This is a genomic window from Streptomyces sp. NRRL B-1347, from assembly GCF_000720325.1.
In the GTDB taxonomy this organism is placed as follows: Bacteria; Actinomycetota; Actinomycetes; order Streptomycetales; family Streptomycetaceae; genus Streptomyces.
The window spans coordinates 345,513-365,875 of record NZ_JOJM01000001.1 but is presented as its reverse complement, the minus strand read 5'-3'; the positions used below and the strand labels follow the sequence as shown (position 1 = coordinate 365,875).

The following is a 20,363-nucleotide window of genomic DNA, read 5'->3' as shown; positions in this document are numbered from 1 at the left end:
GCCCACCCGAGACTCCCCCGCCTTGCGAGGCCGGGCCCCGACGCTCCGCGCTGCCGGTGGGGGGGCACGCGGGACGACGGCGATCCCCCCCGCTGTGGGCAATCGTCCCGCAGGGCGGGACGGGTGGGCACAGCGCCCCGGTGCCGCGCAACCGTTCAAGCGAGGGCTACGGCAAAGCCACCCCCAGTGCCGCGTCCCTGGTGTCGGGTACCGGGTGGTGGCGGAGCGTGGTCAGGAGGGCTCGCCACGGTGGGGGCCAGCCGGTGCGGGAGCCGAGGGCTTCGGTGAGGGAGACGGCGAAGAGGGGCCGGGCGGGGCCGGGGCCCGCGGCGAGGGCCCGGGCCACGGGCAGCAGGGCCGCCCCGGCCAGGGAGGCGTCCACCCCGGCGAGACGCTCCGCGAGGCCCCGCGCCGTCGCCCCGGCAAGCACCGGCCGCCCCTCGTGCAGCTCCGCGACCCGCTCCAGGTCCCGCCCCACCCCGGCCCCGAAGACATCCACGGCGGCCACCAACAACCGCACGGCTTGCGGCCTGAAGTCCTCGTAGCCGGTGAGGAGTTCACCCGCACGCCGGGCCACCGACCGCCCCGTCGCCCCCTGCGGCAGCGCGAGCCGCGCCACCACGTGCTCGACGCGCCGCCGCGCCGCGAGCCCCGGCTCCCCGGGCACGGCGGCGAGCGCCGCCAGGGCCGCGCACAGCGCCTCGTCGCCGCCGACGGCGGTGACCGCCGCCGTGACCAGGCCGTCCGCGGCCGCCTGCCACTCGGCCCGGCCCCGCGCCAGGTCCGCGCAGGCCGCGCCGAGCACCGCCGCGGCCTCGGCCGACCACGGCGCCCACCGGGGCAGCACGCTGAAGGCGAGGACCGCCGTCTCGGCGTCACCGGCGGCGCCCACGTCACGCACGAGGCGCGCGTACCGCTCCCGGTGCGCGGGGGCGACGTCGAGGGGCCGCGTCCGCAGGACGGCGTACCGCGGCGCGGGCTCGCCCCGGACGGCGTCGGCGAGCAGCTCCCACACGGGCGCCTCGCCGAGGAGCCCGCCGCCGCACGCCACGCACGCGGCCCGCACGTCCGGGTGGCCGCCCGGCGCCCGGTACGCCTCGCGCAGCAGGGCCGCGGCCGGCGCCGCGGGCAGCCGGGTCGCCGCGAGCCGGGCGGCCTCCTTGCGGCTGGTGACCTTCACCCCTGGCCCGACGAGAACCTCCCGCAGCGGCCCGGCGAGGAGCGAGGGCGCCACGTACTGGGAGGCCAGGTTCACCGCGTACACCGCGACCCGCGCCCGGTCGTCGCCCGCGTGCGCGAGCAGCGCGGGCACGGCGTCCCCGGGCCTGTCGGTGTGGGCGAGCGCGGCGAGGCCCGCCTCGGCGAGGCGTACGTCGGCGGAAGCGCTCCAGTGCCGGACGAGGTCCGCGCCGGTACCGGGCACGGCCGCGCAGCGGGCGAGCGCGGCGGCACGGTCCGCGAGCGGCAGCTTCTCATCGGCCACGACGACCCCCAACTGCCGCGCCCAGGCCTCCTGTTGGCGTGCCGTCCAGCGCCGCACCGCCCGCGGCCCGGCGGGCAGCGTCCAGGTCGACCCCGGGGTCAGGAAGCGGCCGTACGGCGGCGTCGCACCGAGCAGCGGGTCGAGCAGATCGGTGCGGCGGTGGGTGAGGACGGTGTGCACGGGGGCCAGGGCGGCCGCCGACGGCTCTCGGGCGAGGACGCGCGCGACGCGTTCGTCGCGGTCGGCCGAGGTCTCCGCGGCCGCGAGCCACAGGCCGATCGCCGTGGCGGCCGTGGGGTTGTCGCCGAACCGGACCGCCTGCCACAGCAGGTCCTGGAGCGCGGCCATGCCCCGCGCGCGGCGCCCGACGGCGCGGGCGAGGGCGAAGGCCAGGCCGTAGTCCGCCTTCTCCGCGCCCGCCTCGATCCAGGGCCGCAGCGCCTCGTACACCGCGTGTTCCTGACCGCGTCGCAGCACCCGGTCGAGCCGCCCGAAGTCGGCGCGCCCGGTGCTGCCGGTCAGCCGGGTGAGGGTGCGCAGGCCCCAACTCACCAGTTCGGTGCGCGCGTTGGCGGCGTGCTCGCGCAGCACGGCGAGCGCGAGGGTGCTGAGCGCGTCCCGGGTGTCGTACGAGCAGTCGCGCGCGGCCACGGCGTCGGCGGCGAGCCGGTCCAGGTGCGCGACGGCGTCGGGGGCGAGCAGTGCGGGCCGTACGGTCGACAGGGCGTACAGGGCCTCGGAGCGCACCGGGTCCTGTTCGTTGGCGAGGCGCTCGGCCATGTCCCGTACGACGCGGGTGACTTCGGCCGGGTCGCGGGAGCGGGCCGCGTTGCGGACGAGGAACGGCCAGGCCTCGGCCCGGTCGTCGGCGACGGGGCGGCGGGTGGCGGCGACGAGGTGCTCGCGGACCTCGGCGCACGGCAGATGGGACTCGGCGGCGAGCACGGTGGTCCAGTACGCGCCGTCCGCGCGGGCCCGGGCGGCGACGCGGCGGGCCTCGTCGGCGGCGGCGTGGCGCGGCAGGACGTCCCAGAGGACGCCGTCGACCGCGGCGGGCCCGGCCCCGCGGCCCTCGACGGCAGCCGCGTGCAGCGCGGTCCTGACGGCGGGCGGGTGCGCCGCGAGCAGCCGGGCGAGGGCGGCGGAGTCGTCGGCGACGGAGCGGGCGTAGGCGGTGAGTTCGGGGCCGTCGCGCCGGGCCAGGCGGCGCAGCACGGACCGGGTGAGACGGCCGCTGCCGCGGAGCGCCGGGCCCCATTCACCGGTGAGCAGCCGCAGCGTGCGGTCGGGCGCGACCGCCGCGAACGCCGCGAGGTGGGGCAGGAGCCGGTCGGGGAAGCGGGTCGGCGCGTACCGCTCAAGGAGGTCGAGGACGCGCCCCGGGTCGTGCTCCGCGCTCGCTTCCAGGGCGGCCGCGCACCGCTCCCAGCAGGCGTCGCGGAGCACCTCGGGCGCGGCGGCGAGCTCGCGCGTGACGACGTCGAGCAGGACGCCGTGGTGCCGCTTGGCCAGGGCGGTCAAGGCGCGCACGGCGTACAGTACTTCGGGCAGCAGGCGGACCACCACGTCCTCGGAGCAGCCGGGCAGCAGCCGGGCCGCCTCGGCGTCGCCCCAGTCGCGCCGGACGCCGTCGACGAGCCGGTCGGCGAGGGCGGTGCGGCGCCCGGCGGCGAGCGCGCGCAGCAGCTGGCGGCGCACCGCCCGGGGCGCGTCGGTGAGCGCGGCCGCGAAGGCCGCGTCCGGCACGCCCACGGCGTCGGCGGCGCGCAGGGCGTGGCCGCGGACGAACGCGTCGGGGTCGGCGATGCGGGCCGCGATCCACGCGGTGTCCCCGGTCATGGCGGCGAGCAGGACCGCGACGCCGCGTTCGTAGGCGCGGCCGGGCACGAACGGGGCGGTGCCGTCGCGGCCGCGCCGGGGCAGGCCCCATCGGCGGCCGGGCTCGGGCGCGGGTTCGCCGCCGCCCTCCAGGGCCGGGAGGAGCGCCGGCACCTCGTCGTGTCGCTCCCGCCCGGCGCGGGCGAGCAGGCGCATCCGCTCCGGGTGGGGCAGCGGGTCGAGGTCGGCGAGCAGGCGGGCGGCCGCAGCGGCCGGGTCAGGGCGTGCCATGCGGTGATTCTGCCCGGCGCGCCCGGGCCGCCGTAGCGATTTACGGTCCGCGGCCGCGGTGCCATGTTGGGCGGACGAGACACCTTCGTCGACCCCTGGGGGGTGGAGAGGCGTGGCACAGACGCACGAGTGGATGTTCTACGAGGTCATGTGGCGCGGCTGGGCGGATCGGGCCCGGGTGCCGTATCCCGTGCCGTGGTGGGCGCAGGCCGCGTTCCGGCGCTGGAGCGACGACTTCGACCGGGGCACGTACGCGTCGAAGGAGGCCGCGTTCGCCTCCAACGCCCTGTACCGCTACTGGCACATGGTGGGCGTCAAGGACCACCGCCAGGAGTCGCTCGTCGGCCAGGCGGGCGAGGTCGAGCCGGTCTACGACAAGTACTGTCTGACGTTCTTCCTGCACGACCCGGCGGCGGCCACCGTGCGGCTTCCGCAGCTGGCGGAGGGCGGCACGGTCGAGCAGCGGATCCAGGCGCCGCACCTGCCGGTGGTGGTGACGGCGTTCCGCACGCCGGACGGCGTCGAGTGCGTGCAGCGGACGTTCGCCGCCGCGGTCGGCGCGCGGCAGCGGGACCTGGCCGTGTCCCGGCTCGCGGTGCGCAGCCCGGACGGGCGCCCGCGCGAGGGCTGGCTGTGCGCGGCGGTGCTGCCCGCGGGGCCGAGCGGGTTCCAGCGGCACGACCGGCACGGCGAGCAGCTCACCGACCGGCGCCTGACGTTCCTGCGGTACCTGCCGGACGAGGCGCGGGTGGAGACCAACAGCGGCTGGGGCCCGGTGTTCGACACCCCGCCGGACCACTACGGCGTGTACGGCAACCCGGACTTCACCACGGACCCCGCGGCGTATCTGTTCCGCAGCCCCTTCCACGACCTGGTCACGGGCGGCAAGCTCAACGCGGCGCTCCAGGCGCAGGACCAGGTGGCGGGGTTGTGCAGCGCGGCCTTCGCGTGGCCGTTCCGGGTCGCGGGCGACGAGGTGTTCACGCTCGACGTACGGCTGCCGGTCGATCTGTACAGCGGCGCGGACGACCTGGCGGAGCTGCGCGCGACGCCCGCGGACGACCTGGAGGAGGCCAACCGGGCGTTCTGGACGGCGAAGCTCCTCGGCCAGGGCGTGCGGCCCGAGCTGCCGGAGCCCGTGGCGCACCTGGCCGACCGCTTCGTGCAGGCGCGGGCGCAGCTGCTGGTGCTCTCCGACCACGGGGAGATCCACCCCGGCCCCACGGTGTACGACTCGTTCTGGATCCGCGACTCGTCGGTGGAGGCCACGGCGTGCTCGCTCGTGGGTGACACGGCCCTCGCCGAGCACCAACTGGGCACGCACTATCCGCTGCGGTTCAACCGCGGCACGGGCCGGATCGGGCCGTGCGCCGAGTACGGCTTCTACGGCGGTCCGCACGAGAAGGACGACCGCGAGTGGGACAGCAACGGCCAGGCGCTGTGGGCGATCGGCCGCTTCGACCGCACGCGCGGCCGCGACGCCGCGTTCGGCGCGAAGCTGTACGCGCCGTACGTCGTCGACGCCGCGCGCTGGCTGCGCGACAACCGGGACCAGTACGGCCTGCTGCACAGCGGCTGGAGCGCCGAGCACCTCGGCGAGCGGGACAAGCCGCACTACTGGGACGACCTGTGGGCCCTTGCGGGCCTCTACGAGGCGGCCCGGCTCGCCGAGCGCATCGGCACTCCTGAGGTGGCCGAACTCTGGGCCGCGTTCGACGACCTGAAGCGGGCCACGGCGGCCTCGATCCGCTGGGTGCTCGCCGAGCAGCGGCGGCGCGGCGACTGGGAGACGTACATCCCGACAGGCCCCGGTGACGTGGGCCGGCGCGACTCGACGATGATCGGCGCGGCGGCGTACTTCCATCCGCTGCGGCTGCACATGGGCGGCAAGCTCGGTGACGACGTCGACCGGGCGGCCCGCTTCACGCTCGACACGATGTACGCGCACTTCGTGACCGGCGGCTTCCGGCACGAGGCGGCCTGGAACGCCTACGGGCCGTATCTGACCATGCAGCTGGCGCACGCCTACCTGCTGGCCGGGGATCCGGCGCGGATGGACGCGCTGCTCGGCTGGACCGTGGCGGCCGCCTCGCCGCGCACGGAGGACCGGGCGGTGGCGCTCGGCGCCTGGAACGAGCAGCACGCCTTCCCCATCGCGTCCGACTACGGCGAGGTGCCGCACCGCCACTGGTACATGGGCGACATCCCGCACGGCTGGGCGGCGGCGGAGTATCTGCTCCTGGTCCGCGACATCCTCTTCTTCGAGGCGGACGAGGACCGCGACCCTCATGTGTACGTGGCCCCCGGCGTGCGCCCGCACTGGGTGCCGGACGGCGCGGCGGTGGCGGTCGGGGCGGCGCCGACGCTGTTCGGCGCGCCCTTCGGCTACCGGCTCGCGCACGACGCGGGCGAGCGCACGGTGACCGTGGACGTCACGGACGCCCCGGAGGGCGTGCGGTACGTCTATCCGTGCCGCTTCGGCCCGGTGCGCGCGGCCACGGCGGACGGGCGCGCGCTGCCGGTCGCGGGTGACGACGTGCACGTGCCCGCGGGCACGGAGAGGTTCACGGTCACGTACGGCTGAGCCACATACGGCTGCGTCACCTGCGGTCCGGGCGCGGCCGGGGCGGGGCGCTCAAGCGGTACGCGAGACCCTCTCGCGCCGCAGGCTCTGCCGTTCCTTCTCGGAGAGCCCGCCCCACACGCCGAACCGCTCGTCGTTGTCCAGTGCGTACGCAAGGCAGGCGGAGCGCATGTCGCACAGGCGGCAGATGCGCTTCGCCTCGCGCACCGAGCTGCCGGGGTCGGGGAAGAAGAAGTCGGGTCCGGTCTGCGCGCACAGCGCCTGCTCCTGCCAGGCCAGTTCGGCTTCGGTCACCGTGGTGTCAATGTGCATGCAGTGATCCTGGCCGACAGCGCGAAACAACGGATCAACGTTCGATCAACGAGGCGCGCCAGAGCCCGGGGGACGGGGCGACCGACCGTTCGGCATGAACCACCCTAGGGGCCGGGGCGGGGGCCCGTCGCACCTTTGCGCGCGTCGGGCGCGTCGCGCCGTGTTCCGTCACGAACACGGCGTGTGCCTTCAAGAACCCTCAGAGGCGGCCCGCCCCGGGCCTCAGGGCCGCTCGGGCTGCATCAGGGCGAACCGCGCCCCGTACGGATCGGCGAGCTTGGCGAACGCGCCGACGTCCTTGAGGTCCATGCGCTCCGCCCGGACCGCGCCGCCCGTGGCGCGGGCCTGCGCCACCACCGCGTCGATGTCCTCCACCTGGAAGTACGGCATCCAGGAGGCGCCCGCCTCCTGCTCGACCGGGTCCTGGTCCAGCGGCCACAGGCCGCCGAACATGTCGTCCGGCGTGCCCTCGCCGGGATACACCATCGTGTACGTCCCGCCCTCGAAGTCCTGGCCGAGGGTCTGCCAGCCGAACACCGTGCCGTAGAAGGACGCGGCCGCCGTGACGTCCGGCGCGTACAGCTCGGTCCACACCAGGCTGCCGGGGGCGTCGACCAGGTCGAGGCCCTTGTTCCGGCCGGGCTGCCAGACGGAGAAGGGGGCGCCGCCGGAGTCGGTGAACCCGGCCGAGCGGCCGAGGTCCAGGACGTCCACGGGCTCCCAGGCGGTGCTCCCGCCCGCCTGCTCGACCTGCTTGGCGGTGGCGTCCGCGTCCGGCGTGCGGAAGTACACCGACCAGGCGGGGGCGCCCGTCTCGGGGGTGACGGTCATTCCGCCCGCGACCGCCTTGCCGTCGAGCCGGAACGTGCCGTACCCGCCGACCTCTTCGCCGCCCTTCGCGAAGTCCCAGCCGAAGACGCCGCGGTAGAACGCGGCCGCTCCGTCCATGTCCGTCGTGCCCAGATCGACCCAGACCGGGGATCCGGTGACATAGCGCGTACTGAGCATGATCGACTCCTTTGTCGCACCGCTCGGCTCCGTCGCGTCGCTCGACCTTCCTCCGCCGAGTCTGGCACCGGGCACTGACAGTCCGCGCGCGCAGCCCGCACGCGCCGGACCGTACCGGACACGCAGCGTGACCGCGGCCGGCCGTCGGTCGGCGGATTCCCGTCAGCCTCGGCCGGGTCCCGTCATCACCTTGTGAAGCCGGAGAAGATTCTGAGAGCGCTCTCAGTCACACCTCTTGACGCCGTGATTTCGGGGCCGCGACAGTGGGGGCACCTTGAGGCACCACCGCGCAGCCGGGCCGGCTCCTGCTCGACTCCCCCCACGTTCCAGCCAGGAGAGAGATGCCGTGATATCGCGCAGAGTGTTCCTGACGTCATCCGTCGCCGCCGCGGGCGCCCTCACCTATCCCGTCTGGGGCGGCGCGCTCAGCCCGCGCGCCGACGCGGCCCCCGCCACCTGTGAACTCGCCCTGCGGAACAAGTCCCTCCCGGGGCAGGTCCGCGCGTACGTCACCGGTCACGAGGCAGGCACCGGCCGCTGGCTGCTCCTGAAACCGGACGGCGGCGTCTACCGCCCGGACTCGCCGTCGGCCCCGCAGACCCCCCTTCCGGTGGACTGCGCCATCCCGCTGGGCGCCGCGGGCTCCGCACCCAAGGTCCTGACGCTCCCTCAGATGTACGGAGCCCGCGTCTACTTCGTGCGCGACGACAAGCTGGACTTCTTCCTCAACCCGGGCCCGGCGCTCGTCGAGCCCGCCTTCGCCACCCCGGCCGACCCCAACTACGGGCGCACGTGGTCGTTCTGCGAGTTCACCTTCAACAGCACCCAGCTGTACGCGAACATCAGCTACGTCGACCTGGTGACCGCCCTGCCCATCGGCCTCAGCCTGGAGGGCGACGCCACGCACACCGTCGCACCGCTGCCCGACGGGGCCGTCGACAGGATCGCCGCCGACCTGGTGGCACAGGCGGGCCGGGACGGGCAGCCGTGGGACCGGCTGGTGATCCGCGGCGGCGGACGCGTGCTGCGGGTCGTCTCGCCGCAGAACCTGATGGCCCCCTACTTCGACCGCCCCGACCAGATGCCGTTCCGCGACCTCTTCACGGCCCACGTCGACCAGGTCTGGGCGAAGTACCGCTCGACGGACCTGCGGATCGACCTCCAGGGCGGCCGGGGCGTGCGCGTCGGCCGGGTCAGCGGCGACACCCTCGCCTTCGAGGGCGGCCACACCTTCGCCAAGCCGTCCTCGAAGGACGTCTTCACCTGCAACCACGGCCCGTTCGCCAACAACCCCGGCGACTCCGACGACAAGAAGGCGATCCTCGCCCGCCTCGCCGCGGGGTTCAACCGCAGCATCATGCTCACCCACCCGTCCCAGCCCAACGGCACGACCGCCGCCGACTACTACCGGGGCCCGGTCACCAACCACTGGGCGCGCGTGGTGCACGCCAACTCGCCCATCGGCTACGCCTTCCCGTACGACGACGTGCGCCCCGACGGCCAGCCGGACGTGTCGGGAGCGGCGCACGACGGCAATCCGCGCCGGTTCACCGTGTCCGTCGGGTCCTAGCGCGGGACCGGCGAAGCGCGCCCCGGCCCGCCATGGGCCGGGGCGTGCGTCCTGTGCGCCGGAGCCGCGGGCCCTACTCCTTCGCGTCCACGGCCGCGAGGGGCGCGGCCGCGGTGGCGGCGGGCGGTGCCGGCGGGCCCGTCTTCGGCCGCGGGGCACTGCCGAACTTCCGCACCAGCGGCGCCTCCACCCAGGTGAACATGGCGTACGACACGATGAGGCTCCCGGCCAGGCAGCCGAAGAGCGTCGCGAGCGCGGCGCCGTCCGACATGTCCTGCACCAGCCAGCGGTGCGCCGACACCACGAACATCGTGTGCACCAGGTAGAAGGCGAACGACATCTCGCCGAGCTTGACGATCACGCGCCCGCGCATCACCGAGCGCGTCCCGTCCGCATCGGCCGTCGCACCGGCGACGATCAGCGGCACGACCCAGAAGGCGGCCGTGCCGCCGAGGCTGTACAGGTACGGCACCTGGGCGTTGAGGACGAAGCCGCCGGCCGCGAACAGCGCGGCCGGGATCAGGCCGATGCGCGGCACGACCCCGCTGAGGACGAGGCGCGCCACCACGATGCCGAGGACGAACTCGACGATGCGGGTCGGCGGGAAGAAGTACACGAACCACAGCTGGTGGTGCGTCAGGGCGCCACCGGGCACCAGGGGGGTGCCTTCGACGACCTTGTCGGCGAGCAGCGCCACCAGCCAGGGCACGACGAGCAGCACCCCGCCCAGCGCCCAGAGGGCGCGCACCGAAAGGCGCCGCACCAGCGGCAGCAGCAGCGGGAAGCTCAGGTAGAAGAAGACCTCGCACGACAGCGACCAGGCCACCGGGTTCATACCGGTGAGGACCGGCAGCTCCGGCACCCAGGACTGGACGAGGAAGAGGCTGGTGAAGAACTTCTTCGCCTCGATCGGGTCGGACGCGAGCAGCATGATCACGACGGTGGCCGCGAAGGCGACGAGGGCGTTCGGATAGACCTTGATCATCCGGCGTCGCCAGAAGCCCGGCACCGTGTCGCGCGGCCGTGCCGACCAGGTCAGAATGAAGCCGCTCAGCACGAAGAAGAAACTCACGCTCGGCGTACCGGCGTCCTTGAAGACGTCGGTGAAGAATTCACCGGCGTCGCCGCGCAGGAAATTCATCCCCGAAGTCGCGTGAAATGCGAAAACGGGCAGTGCCGCGATGAATCGCATCCCGCTCAGGGACGGAAGTCTGGACGTTTTCGGACGTACGGCATCTGTGGCCATGGAAACCCTCCGCTTGCTGCTGCCCCGTTGCGGGCACCGGGTGCCCGCGGCGGGCCCGTCCCGGGCCCGCGCATGCCGAACCGCGAGCGCGCCCGCCGAGCGGGCGGCCCGAGATCCTCAAGTCGTGGATAGAGGCTGACGGTTGAAGATCCCGGCCGCAAGATTTCCCGGCCATTTCGTTGTCCGCTGTACCGCCGACAGTACGGACGGGGACGGAAGCGGAACGGCGCGGACCAGGATCGGCTACCGCACGCGTTCGGCGAGGAATTCCTCCCAGGTGCGCTCGCCGACCAGCGCGCCGTCGAGCGTGAGGTTCTCGCCCGCGCGGTAGGCGCGGCCCGCCTTGCCGGGCATGCGGACCGGCATGAGGAGGCGGTGCTTGCCGCGCGCCTTCAGATAGCCGCGGTTCAGCTCGCCCATGCCGTACACCTTCGGCCCCGCCAGGTCGGCCACCAGGCCCGCGGGTTCGCCGAGCGTCAGCTCGGCGAGCCGTGCGGCCACCTCCCGCGCGTCGACCGGCTGGAAGCGCAGGCCGCCGGGGACCGGGAGCACCGGGAGCTTCGCCATCTTCTCGGCCATGGTGAGCACCAGGTCGTGGAACTGGGCGGCGCGCAGCGTCGTCCACGCGATGCCCGACTCCGCGACGGCCCGCTCGGCGGCCAGCTTCGACCGGAACCAGCCGAGCGGCACCCGGTCCGCCCCGATGACCGAGATGTACACGAGGTGGCGCACCCCCGCGGCGCGGGCGGCCCGCACCAGGTGTCCGGCCGCCTCGGCGTCGCCCTTGGGGCCGCCCGCCAGGTGCAGCACGGTGTCGACCCCGGCCACGGCCTCCTCGACGCCCTCGCCCTTGACCAGGTCACCGGTGACGTCGGTGATGCCGTCGCCCGGTGCGCGGTCGTGCCGGGTGAGCACCCGCACTTCGCGCCCGGCCGCCCGCAGGAGCGGCACCACGAGCCGCCCGAGCGTGCCCGTGCCACCCGTGACCAGGATCGATGCCGCCATGACTACTCCTCGCTCGTGGGGTCCGGGAGCAGGCTCCCGGGCGCTGCCGCCGTATCGGCGCAGCTGTCCCTATGACCCCTGGCGGGCGAGAAATGTGACCGGGAGCGCGGAGGACTTTCGACGCGGGCCCCGCGACGCCGCCGCCCCCACGACTCCGCCTGCCGCCTTCTCTACGCCGACTCCCGGCGCACCAGTTCCGTCGGCAGGACCACGCTCGCCGCGTGCCCGACGTCGTCGGTGTCGCGCCGCCGTGCGCGCGCGTGCGCGCGCGCCTGCTCCGGTTCCGGGGCGGGGCTCCGGTCCTGCCCGCGCAGCAGCATGGCGGCCATGATCCGGCCCATCTCCTCGATGTCCTGGCGCACCGTCGTCAGCGGCGGATCGGCCTGCTCGGCCACGGGCAGCATGTCGTCGAAGCCGACGACCGCCACGTCGTCCGGCACGCGCCGCCCGGAGGCGCGCAGGACCCGCAGCGCCCCGGCCGCCGACAGGTCGTTCGCGGCGAACACGGCGTCGACGTCCGGGCACCGGTCGAGCAGGTGCCGCATGGCCCGCTCACCGCCCGCGGGGGTGAAGTCGCCCTCGGCGACGAGGCGCGCGTCCGCGGTCGGCAGGACGTCCCGGAAGCCGTCGAGGCGGTCGGCGGCCGACGTCTGGTCGAGGGCCCCGGTGATGTGCGCGATGCGGGTGCGGCCGAGCCCGGCGAGGTGCCGCACGGCCGAGCGCGCGCCGCCGCGGTTGTCGCAGTCGACGTACCGCACGCTGTCCTCGCCGCCGGACCAGCCGGGGCGGCCGCCGAACACCGTGGGCACGCCCGCGCCGTTGATGATGACCGGCAGCGGGTCGTCCAGGTGCAGCGAGAAGACGAGCGCCCCGTCGACGTGGCCGCCGGCCAGATAGCGGCCCACGCGCGCGTGGTCGGCGCGCCCCTCGGTGAGCAGCAGTACGAGCTGCACGTCGTGGGCCGTCAGTTCCTTGCTGATGCCGCGCAGTTGGAGCGCGAAGAACGGATCGGCGAAGACCCGGGTCTCCGGCTCGGCGATGACCACGGCCACGGCGTCGTAGCGCCGGGTGACGAGGCTGCGGGCGGCGCGGTTGGGCACGTAGCCGAGTTCGTCCACGGCCCGTCTGACCTTCGCGGCGAGGACTTCCCGCACCCCTGCCTCGCCGTTCACCACCCGTGACACCGTCGCGCGCGAAACCCCGGCCCGCGCGGCCACTGCCTCCAGCGTGGGACGCGCCCCTGCCTCGCTCACCTCGGAAACTCCTCATCGGCGGTTGCCGATCAGAATAGCCGCGGCGGCGGCGCCCCGGAGCGCGCCCGGCACCGGCCCGCGGGCCCCCCGCGCGCCCCCGCCGTCCCCCGTTCCGGCGATGGTGCCGCGCCGCGCCGTGCCTCAGCATCGGGAGCAGCACCGCCACCGGAAAGGACGTCCCATGAAGTTCACACGTCGGCTCACCGCCCTGGCCGCGGCCCTGGTCACGGCCGCGGGCGGCACCCTCCTCACGGGGGCGGCGCCCGCGGGCGCGGCCGAGCCCGACCCCGGGAGCCTGTTCCGCAACACGGGCAACGGCCTGTGCATGTCCACCGCCGACGACCCCGCCAACGCCTTCCAGGGCACCGCCACCTTCGCCGCCTGCGACCTCGGCGACTCCCGGCAGCGGTGGCGCCTGCAGCTGGCGAACCGGCCGGCGTGGCAGATCGTCTCCGTCAGCACCGGCAAGTGCCTTGCGGACGTGGCCGGTTGGGGCCTCGCCTGGCTCGGCACGTGCGACGCGAACGACGTCAATCAGTTCTGGCACTTCAACGGCAACAACGCCGGGGACCTGTTCTGGGTGTCCCACGACGACGGCAAGCTCCTGAGCACGCCGTACCGCGAGGGCACGTCCTATGTGACGGTACGCAACGACCTGGACCCCAAGGACGCCCGCTACAAATGGAGCCTCCTGCGCTGACAGCACCCGTCACCTGACAGGCCCCTAGTGGTGGGCTCCTCCCTGCTCCGCCTTCTCGTGGGGATGATGGGGTTCATAGTCCGGAATCGAGCCGTCCGGTTTTCTGACCAGGAACAGGCCCACCATCCCCATGTCGGAGTGGCTCTGCACATGACAGTGGTACATCCACGCGCCCGCGCCGACTCCCTCTCCCGCGATCACCTGGAAGCCGAAGGAGTCCCCCGGTCCGGTGATCTTGTCGTCGAGGATCTGGCTGGGGTCGTCGGGCCCGGTCAGCATGCCCGTGCGGTTGTCCGCCCAGCGGTGACCGTGGATGTGGAAGGTGTGGTAGTACTCGCCGTGCGTGATCGACACGAACTCGACCCGGTCGCCCACGGTGGCCTCGAAGTCGGGGCCGGAGTGGGCGGGCTTGTTGTTGATCATCATGTCGTTGAAGACGATCACGCAGGTCTTGTCGGGCAGGATGTCGCCCTTGCGGCGCACGATCACCGCCCCGTAGAGGCCCTTGCGCAGGCCGCCGGTGCCGTGTTCCGTGCCGACCACGTGGTCGTGGTAGTGCCAGTAGCCCGCCGTGCCGGGGCGCCAGGTGCCGTCCTTGCGGCGGCCGGGCGCGTGCGTGCGCCAGGTGTACGTGCGCTTCTTGCCCGGCGCCACGTCGGACCTGGTGTGCTTGGTGCCGTCGCTGGAGATCTCGTAGTCCATGCCGTGGACGTGCAGGCTGACGGCGACGTCCGTGGTGTTCTCGAAGTCGACGTGCAGCGTGTCGCCCTCGTTGAGCTCGATCAGCGGGCCCGGCACGGTCGCCTTGCCCCGCTCAAGGCCGTAGCCCAGCTGCCCGTCGGGGAGCTTCTCGGCGTACATCGTGATGCGGCGCACCTCGCCGCCCGCCGGGGCCGTCCTGGGAGGGTTTTCGGCCGGTACCGCGTCGGGCGCCATGGCCGACATCGATGTCACCCCGGTCGCCGCGACCGCTCCGCCCACCAGCATCCGTCGGTTGAAGCTCCGTCTGTCCATGCCGAACTCCCCCACTGTGGAATGGAAACTGACACTTCATCAGGCGTAGCCATGGCGCACGGGGCACCGGATTCGGCCACACGCTAGCGGCAGGAACCCCGTTTCTCCACAGGCAGGACAAAGTTCGGGTGAAGTGACGTCATAGCTCTTGGCTAGCCGTCGAAAGGGGGCTAGCTTCAACCGCGCTGTTGTTGTAGTCGCCGCAGTCGTGACCAACGAGGGGTCGGTGTTCTCATGCGGCTCACACCGCGTCAACAACCCTTAACCACACGAGAGTTCGGCAGAGCAAGGCACAGAACCACCCGTCGCTCCTGGGCGGCGGCCATGGCCGCGGGGGCGCTCGCGGCCGGGGTCCTCTCCGGGCCCGTCGCGTCCGCGCGCCCCTTCCCCGAACCGCCCAGTGACGCCGAAGCGATGAAGACAACGATGTCACGAGCGTTGCCCGCGCCTCCGGGTGGCGCGAACGTGCGCGTCCTCGCCTTCTACGGATCCGCGGCGCCCGGCGACGAGTCGCCGGTCGTCGACGCCGCCATCGCGGCGATCGAGAAGATCGGCCGCTCCGGGCCCGCCGCCGAGCGGTTCACGGTCACGGCGACCGACGACCCGGCGGTGTTCACCGACGCGGGGCGGCTCGGCAAGTTCAACGCCGTCGCGTTCGTGACCGGCGGGGGCGACGTGCTCGACGCCGAGCAGGAGGCAGGCCTGGAGGCCTACATGGAGGCCGGCGGCGGCTTCCTCGGCCTGCACGACGCGGCCCGCGCGGAGCCCTACTCCAGCTGGTTCACCGGACTGGTCGGCGCCCGCCCCAAGGACGAGGGCCCCGCGGCCGTGCAGCGCGCGACCGTCGAGGTCGGCGACCGGGTGGGCCCGGCCACCAAGGACCTGCCCCTGGAGTGGAAGCGCCCCGACAGGTGGCTCAACTGGGAGACCAATCCGTCGGGCGCCGTCCACACGGTGGCGCGGGTGCGCGAGTCCACGTACAAGCCGGGCGCGGGCGCGAACGGCTGGGACCACCCGGTCTCCTGGTGCCGCGACTACGACGGCGGCCGCTCCTTCTACACCGGCATGGGCGGCACGGCCGACGCGTACGACGAGACGGACTTCCGGACGCATCTGCGGGGCGCCCTGCTGTGGACGACCCGTCTGGTGCGCGCCGACTGCAAGGCGTCCATCACCGGCCACTACAAGGCGGAGCGCCTCACCCAGCCCAACAAGCCCGGCGAGAACGACCAGATCGGCGAGCCGCACGGCCTGGTGACCGCCCCCGACGGCAAGGTCTTCTACATCGGCCGCGGCGGCGCGGACTCCTCCCGGCCCGTCGTGACCGACTGGAACGACCCGGACATCGGCAAGGGCCGCGGCGAGATCCACGTCTACGACCCGAAGACCAAGCAGGTGACCCTCGCGGGCGCGCTCACCGTCTTCGGCAACAAGGGCGGCGGCGGCGAGCTGATCAAGGTCGAGGAGGGCCTGCTCGGGATCGAGCTGGACCCGCGGTTCGAGGACAACGGCTGGGTGTACCTGCACTACACGCCGCACTCCCGCATCGACCGCGACAAGCACATGGGCGAGCGGTACGTCTCCCGCTTCACGTACGACAAGGCGACCGGGAAGCTGGCCATGGACAGCGAGAAGGTGCTGCTCAAGTGGCCCATCCAGATCCACAGTTGCTGCCACTCCGGCGGCGGGATGGCCTGGGACTCCCAGGGCAACCTGTACGTCGCGACCGGTGACAACAACTCGTCCGGCTTCAGCGACGGCTACTCGGGCAACAACCCGCAGCCGAACTTCAAGGGCGTCTCCTTCGCCGACGCCCGCCGCACGGCGGGCAACACCAACAACCTCAACGGCAAGATCCTGCGCATCCACCCCGAGCCGGACGGCACGTACACGCTCCCCGACGGCAACCTCTTCACCGGCAAGGAGCCGGACGAGGGCGGCGGCAAGACGCGCGGCGAGATCTATGTGATGGGCGTCAGGAACCCCGCGCGCATCTCCGTCGACAAGAAGACCGACACCCTGTACGCGGGCTGGGTCGGCCCCGACGCGGGGCAGCCGTCGACGACGTGGGGCCCGGCCAAGTACGACACGTTCGCCGCGATCACCCACGCCTCCAACCGCGGCTGGCCGTACTGCATGGGCAACAACCAGCCCTACCGCGACCGCAATCTGCCCGATCCGAGCAAGCCGCTGGGCTGGTACGACTGCGAGAACCTGCGCAACGAGTCGCCGAACAACGACGGCCTGGTGAAGATCCCGCCCGCCGAGCCGAACACCATCTGGTACTCCCCGCAGGGCGGCGGCATCGACTACCCGCGCGACGCGAACGGCGTCCCCAGCTACAGGACGGAGGAGCAGAAGCAGCTCCTGCCGTGGCTCAAGGGCGGCGGCCAGGCGACGATGAACGGTCCGGTCTACCGCTACGACCCGGCGAGCGCGAGCGCGGACAAGTGGCCCGCCTACTGGGACGGCAAGTGGTTCGTCGGCGACTTCTACGACGGCGACCAGCCGCGGCACGCGGTGCTCACCGACCCGAAGACGGTCGGCAAGGGCGGCCTGCCGGTGCACGCCGAATCGCTCAAGAAGATCATTCCGGTGGGCAACGACCGCATCAAGAACCTCATGGACTGGAAGTTCGCCCCCGACGGCTCGCTCTACGTCCTCGACTACGGGCGCGGCTTCTTCACCTCGGACGCCAAGTCCGCGCTGTGGCGCGTGACCTATACCGGCGGCGCGGCGACCCCGGCTGCGGGTGACCTGGCCAGGAAGGCGGGACGATGAGATCCGCTCGTACGCGGTCACGCCCCACGGGCGTCTGGGCGGTGCTGCTCACCGCGCTCGCCCTGGTGGTCGGCCTGACCTCGGCGGCCACGGCCCGCCCGGACGGGCCGCGCCCCGCGCGGCAGGCCCTGACGTGGACCGCCGACAACGACATCGCCAAGTACAAGTCCGCGCCGACCACGGCGGTCGCGGGCCGGACGACGATCGTGTTCGAGAACAGCGTGGCGACCGGCAACAACACCGGCATGCCGCACACGCTGACGTTCGACGTCTCCGACCCGGAGTACAACAACGACGTCCCGCTGAACCTGCTCGCCAATCCGAACGACGAGAAGGGCGGCAAGTGGACGGCCGAGGTGACCCTCACCCCCGGCCGCTACCGCTACTACTGCACGATCCCCGGCCACGGGGCGATGCAGGGCATCCTCGTCGTGACCGACGGCGGGGGCACCGACACGACGGCGCCGGAGACCAAGGCGAAGGTGGACGGGGCGACGAACGCCGAGGGCGCGTACGTCGGTTCGGCGACGGTCACGGTGACCGCCACCGACGAGGGGACGGGCGTCGACAAGGTCGAGTACGCGGTCGGGGCGGACGGCGCCTGGCAGCCGTACACCGCGCCGGTGGTGGTGAGCACGGTCGGCGCCCACAAGATCCGCTACCGGGCCTCCGACAGGGCGGGCAACGCGGCGGCCGAGAAGGCGGTCGACTTCACGGTGGTGGCGCCGCCGACCGACGACAGGACGCCGCCGGAGACCTCGGCGACGGTCAGCGGCGAGCAGAACGGCCAGGGCCAGTACCTGGGCATGGCCACCGTCACGGTGACGGCGTCCGACGCGGGGTCCGGCCTGAACAAGGTCGAGTACGCGGTCGGCGACGGCGCCTGGACGACGTACTCCGCACCCGTCATGGTGCACGCGGTCGGCACCCACAAGGTGCGCTACCGCGCGTCCGACAAGGCGGGCAACGTGGCGCAGGAGAAGGCCGTCGAGTTCACCGTGGTCGCGCCGCCGCAGGAGGACAGGACCCCGCCGGAGACCTCGGCGAAGGTCGAGGGCGACAAGAACTCCGACGGCGCCTACATCGGCCGGGCGAAGGTCACCGTGACCGCGACCGACGCAGGCTCGGGCCTCGACAAGGTCGAGTACTCCCTGGACGGCGGCCCGTACGTGGCCTACACCGCGCCGGTGGTGGTCGACCGGGTCGGGCGGCACACGGTGGCGTACCGGGCGAGCGACAAGGCGGGCAACACCGCGCCCGCGAAGTCGGTGGCGTTCACGGTCGACGAGGGCGGCGGGGTGCCGGGGCCGAACTGCCCCGAGTACGACGAGCGCCTGACGGTCTTCGTCGGCACCGTCGACACGGGCATCCCGAACCGGGTCACCGACAACCGCTGCCGGATCGGCGAGCTGATCGAGGACGAGAAGGACTGGTCGTCGCACGCGCTGTTCCTCAAGCACGTGAAGACGGTCACGGACCGCCTGAAGAAGAAGGGCGAGATCGACCAGCGCGAGTACAACAAGATCAACAAGGCGGCGAAGGAGTCCGGCATCGGCGAGCCGGGACAGACCGAGGGCTATCGGCACCTCTTCGACGGCACGCAGCGGTCCTTCGCCAAGTGGCAGCAGGTGGGCGGCGGTTCGTTCGGTCTGAACGCCGACGGATCGATGACCTCGGGCACCACGAGGAACGGGCTCGGCATGCTGTGGTTCCCGGAGCGCAAGTACGGCGACTTCTCGCTGAAGCTCCAGTGGCGGGACGACGCGCCCGGCTCCGGCAACGCCAACTCCGGCGTCTTCGTGCGCTTCCCGCAGGTCCACGACCACCCGGAGGAGCCGCGTCCGGAGTGGGTGGCCATCAAGTACGGCCATGAGGTCCAGGTCCTCGACCGCCCGGACGGCGACATGTACAAGACCGGGTCGGTGTACGGCTTCGACCGGGTCGGCCTGGCGGGCGCGGGCGTCACGCCCAAGGGCACCTGGAACGACTACGAGATCCGCGTGGTCGACCAGCACTACGCGGTCTACCGCAACGGCGTCCTGATCAACGAGTTCGACAACACCGGCGGCCAGGTCTTCGAGCCGCCGCGCGGCGACGACCCCGGCACGGACGGGCGCCGCTTCGCCTCCGGCTACGTGGGCCTCCAGGTCCACGGGGTCACCGACGTGGTGTCGTACCGGGACATCCGGATCAAGGAGCTGTAGCCCGGCCGCGGGCGCTTCCCCCCTGGCGGGTTCAGCTGTCGTCGTGCTTCGCGCGGCTCGGCTGGACCCGCTTCGGCTCGCCCGGCATCTTCGGGTACTCCGGCGGGTACGGCAGGTCGCCGAGGCCGTGGTCGTGCTCGTCGCGGTCCGCCTGTTCGAGCAGGCCCTCCAGGGAGAAAGCGTGCTCGTCCATGTCCCGGTGCACGTCGCCGACCTCGGCGTAGCGCGCGGGCATGGTGCCGAGGTCGAAGTCGCGGGGCACCGCGTCGTCCAGCTCCTCCCAGCGCAGGGGCGCGGAGACGGGGGCGTGCGGGCGGGCGCGCACCGAGTAGGCGGAGGCGATGGTGCGGTCGCGGGCGGTCTGGTTGAAGTCGACGAAGATCCGCTCGCCGCGCTCCTCCTTCCACCAGGCGGTGGTCACGGCGTCCGGCATGCGCCGCTCCAGCTCGCGCCCGCAGGCGATGGCGGCCCGTCGCACCTGTACGAACGTCCAGCGCGGCGCGATCGGCACGAACACGTGCAGGCCGCGCCCGCCGGAGGTCTTGGGCCAGCCCCGCAGCCCGAACTCGGCGAGGACCGCGCGCAGTTCGTGGGCCGCGCGGACGGCGTCGGCGTAGTCGGTGCCGGGCTGCGGGTCCAGGTCGAGGCGCAGCTCGTCGGGGTGGTCGGCGTCGGCCCCGCGCACCGGCCACGGGTGGAAGGTGAGCGTGCCGTACTGGGCGGCCCAGACGACGGCGGCGACCTCGCTCGGGCAGATCTCGTCGGCGGTGCGGCCGCTGGGGAAGGTGATGGTGCCGGTGGGGATCCAGTCGGGCAGGTTCTTCGGGGCGCGCTTCTGGTAGAAGTGCTCGCCGTCGACGCCCTCCGGATAGCGCTCCAGGGTGGTGGGGCGGTCGCGCAGCGCCCTCAGGATGCCGTCGCCGACGGCGATGAAGTACTCGGCGAGGTCCCGCTTGGTGAAGCCGCGCTCGGGGAACAGCACCCGGTCGGGGCTGGAGAGCCGTACCGTCCGCTCTCCGGCCGTCAGCTCCACCGCCGCGCCCGCGCCACCCATGCGAGCCACGCTAGACGCCCGCGGACGAACGCGCATACCG

General features: G+C 73.2%; 13 protein-coding genes. 5 read left to right on the top strand and 8 right to left on the bottom strand.

Annotated elements, in window-relative coordinates; genetic code table 11:
• Positions 1-166: 166 nt before the first annotated feature.
• On the bottom strand, positions 167-3,592 hold the full coding sequence (locus IG74_RS0101565; protein ID WP_051854428.1) for a hypothetical protein: 3,426 nt from the start codon (positions 3,590-3,592) through the stop codon (positions 167-169).
• 112 nt (positions 3,593-3,704) lie between these two features.
• Here IG74_RS0101565 and IG74_RS54125 point away from each other — a divergent pair, with 112 nt between their 5' ends.
• Positions 3,705-6,176 (top strand): hypothetical protein, encoded by a 2,472-nt coding sequence (locus IG74_RS54125; RefSeq protein ID WP_078868496.1) that lies wholly within the window; start codon positions 3,705-3,707, stop codon positions 6,174-6,176.
• Positions 6,177-6,227: 51 nt separating this feature from the next.
• On the opposite strand, the gene IG74_RS0101555 is transcribed toward IG74_RS54125, so the two are convergent.
• Together IG74_RS0101555 and IG74_RS0101550 are read right to left on the bottom strand one after the other, a co-directional pair.
• Positions 6,228-6,488: a WhiB family transcriptional regulator gene (locus IG74_RS0101555; protein WP_030668194.1), complete on the bottom strand. Its 261-nt coding sequence runs from the start codon at positions 6,486-6,488 to the stop codon at positions 6,228-6,230.
• 222 nt (positions 6,489-6,710) lie between these two features.
• The gene (locus tag IG74_RS0101550) at positions 6,711-7,496 is read right to left on the bottom strand and encodes a VOC family protein (protein ID WP_030668193.1); all 786 of its coding nucleotides are present in this window, start codon (positions 7,494-7,496) and stop codon (positions 6,711-6,713) included.
• A 346-nt stretch (positions 7,497-7,842) separates the two neighbouring features.
• Between IG74_RS0101550 and IG74_RS0101545 the strand changes: the two genes are divergently transcribed.
• The gene (locus IG74_RS0101545; protein WP_030668192.1) at positions 7,843-9,066 is read left to right on the top strand and encodes a glycoside hydrolase family 64 protein; all 1,224 of its coding nucleotides are present in this window, start codon (positions 7,843-7,845) and stop codon (positions 9,064-9,066) included.
• A 73-nt stretch (positions 9,067-9,139) separates the two neighbouring features.
• Here the strand turns inward: IG74_RS0101545 and IG74_RS0101540 are convergent, their stop codons facing one another.
• From IG74_RS0101540 to IG74_RS0101530, 3 genes are all read right to left on the bottom strand, one after another.
• Positions 9,140-10,312, bottom strand: a complete 1,173-nt coding sequence (locus IG74_RS0101540; protein WP_030668190.1) for an acyltransferase family protein — start codon at positions 10,310-10,312, stop codon at positions 9,140-9,142.
• A gap of 243 nt (positions 10,313-10,555) precedes the next feature.
• Complete coding sequence (locus IG74_RS0101535) at positions 10,556-11,317, bottom strand: SDR family oxidoreductase (protein ID WP_030668189.1); 762 nt, start codon at positions 11,315-11,317, stop codon at positions 10,556-10,558.
• Between the two features lie 170 nt (positions 11,318-11,487).
• The gene (locus tag IG74_RS0101530; protein WP_030668188.1) at positions 11,488-12,570 is read right to left on the bottom strand and encodes a LacI family DNA-binding transcriptional regulator; all 1,083 of its coding nucleotides are present in this window, start codon (positions 12,568-12,570) and stop codon (positions 11,488-11,490) included.
• Positions 12,571-12,751: 181 nt separating this feature from the next.
• Here IG74_RS0101530 and IG74_RS0101525 point away from each other — a divergent pair, with 181 nt between their 5' ends.
• Positions 12,752-13,270: an RICIN domain-containing protein gene (locus tag IG74_RS0101525; RefSeq protein ID WP_030668185.1), complete on the top strand. Its 519-nt coding sequence runs from the start codon at positions 12,752-12,754 to the stop codon at positions 13,268-13,270.
• A 24-nt stretch (positions 13,271-13,294) separates the two neighbouring features.
• Here the strand turns inward: IG74_RS0101525 and IG74_RS0101520 are convergent, their stop codons facing one another.
• A complete protein-coding gene (locus IG74_RS0101520; protein ID WP_037824185.1) occupies positions 13,295-14,284 on the bottom strand; it encodes a multicopper oxidase domain-containing protein in 990 nt (329 codons plus the stop codon).
• 324 nt (positions 14,285-14,608) lie between these two features.
• Here IG74_RS0101520 and IG74_RS0101515 point away from each other — a divergent pair, with 324 nt between their 5' ends.
• On the top strand, positions 14,609-17,065 hold the full coding sequence (locus IG74_RS0101515; RefSeq protein WP_030668178.1) for a ThuA domain-containing protein: 2,457 nt from the start codon (positions 14,609-14,611) through the stop codon (positions 17,063-17,065).
• Complete coding sequence (locus IG74_RS0101510) at positions 17,062-19,269, top strand: OmpL47-type beta-barrel domain-containing protein (RefSeq protein ID WP_030668175.1); 2,208 nt, start codon at positions 17,062-17,064, stop codon at positions 19,267-19,269. The genes IG74_RS0101515 and IG74_RS0101510 overlap by 4 nt, the downstream gene beginning before the upstream one ends.
• Before the next feature lie 31 nt (positions 19,270-19,300).
• On the opposite strand, the gene ligD is transcribed toward IG74_RS0101510, so the two are convergent.
• Positions 19,301-20,323, bottom strand: a complete 1,023-nt coding sequence (gene ligD, locus IG74_RS0101505; protein WP_030668173.1) for a non-homologous end-joining DNA ligase — start codon at positions 20,321-20,323, stop codon at positions 19,301-19,303.
• Between the last annotated feature and the right edge of the window lie 40 nt (positions 20,324-20,363).

Coding starts and splice junctions, on each gene's coding strand:
- IG74_RS0101520 (WP_037824185.1), bottom strand. CDS start 14,284: ATGGACAGACGGAGCTTCAACCGACGGATGCTGGTGGGCGGAGCGGTC.
- IG74_RS0101510 (WP_030668175.1), top strand. CDS start 17,062: ATGAGATCCGCTCGTACGCGGTCACGCCCCACGGGCGTCTGGGCGGTG.
- ligD (WP_030668173.1), bottom strand. CDS start 20,323: ATGGGTGGCGCGGGCGCGGCGGTGGAGCTGACGGCCGGAGAGCGGACG.
- IG74_RS0101535 (WP_030668189.1), bottom strand. CDS start 11,317: ATGGCGGCATCGATCCTGGTCACGGGTGGCACGGGCACGCTCGGGCGG.
- IG74_RS0101565 (WP_051854428.1), bottom strand. CDS start 3,592: ATGGCACGCCCTGACCCGGCCGCTGCGGCCGCCCGCCTGCTCGCCGAC.
- IG74_RS0101555 (WP_030668194.1), bottom strand. CDS start 6,488: ATGCACATTGACACCACGGTGACCGAAGCCGAACTGGCCTGGCAGGAG.
- IG74_RS0101540 (WP_030668190.1), bottom strand. CDS start 10,312: ATGGCCACAGATGCCGTACGTCCGAAAACGTCCAGACTTCCGTCCCTG.
- IG74_RS0101525 (WP_030668185.1), top strand. CDS start 12,752: ATGAAGTTCACACGTCGGCTCACCGCCCTGGCCGCGGCCCTGGTCACG.
- IG74_RS0101515 (WP_030668178.1), top strand. CDS start 14,609: ATGGCCGCGGGGGCGCTCGCGGCCGGGGTCCTCTCCGGGCCCGTCGCG.
- IG74_RS0101550 (WP_030668193.1), bottom strand. CDS start 7,496: ATGCTCAGTACGCGCTATGTCACCGGATCCCCGGTCTGGGTCGATCTG.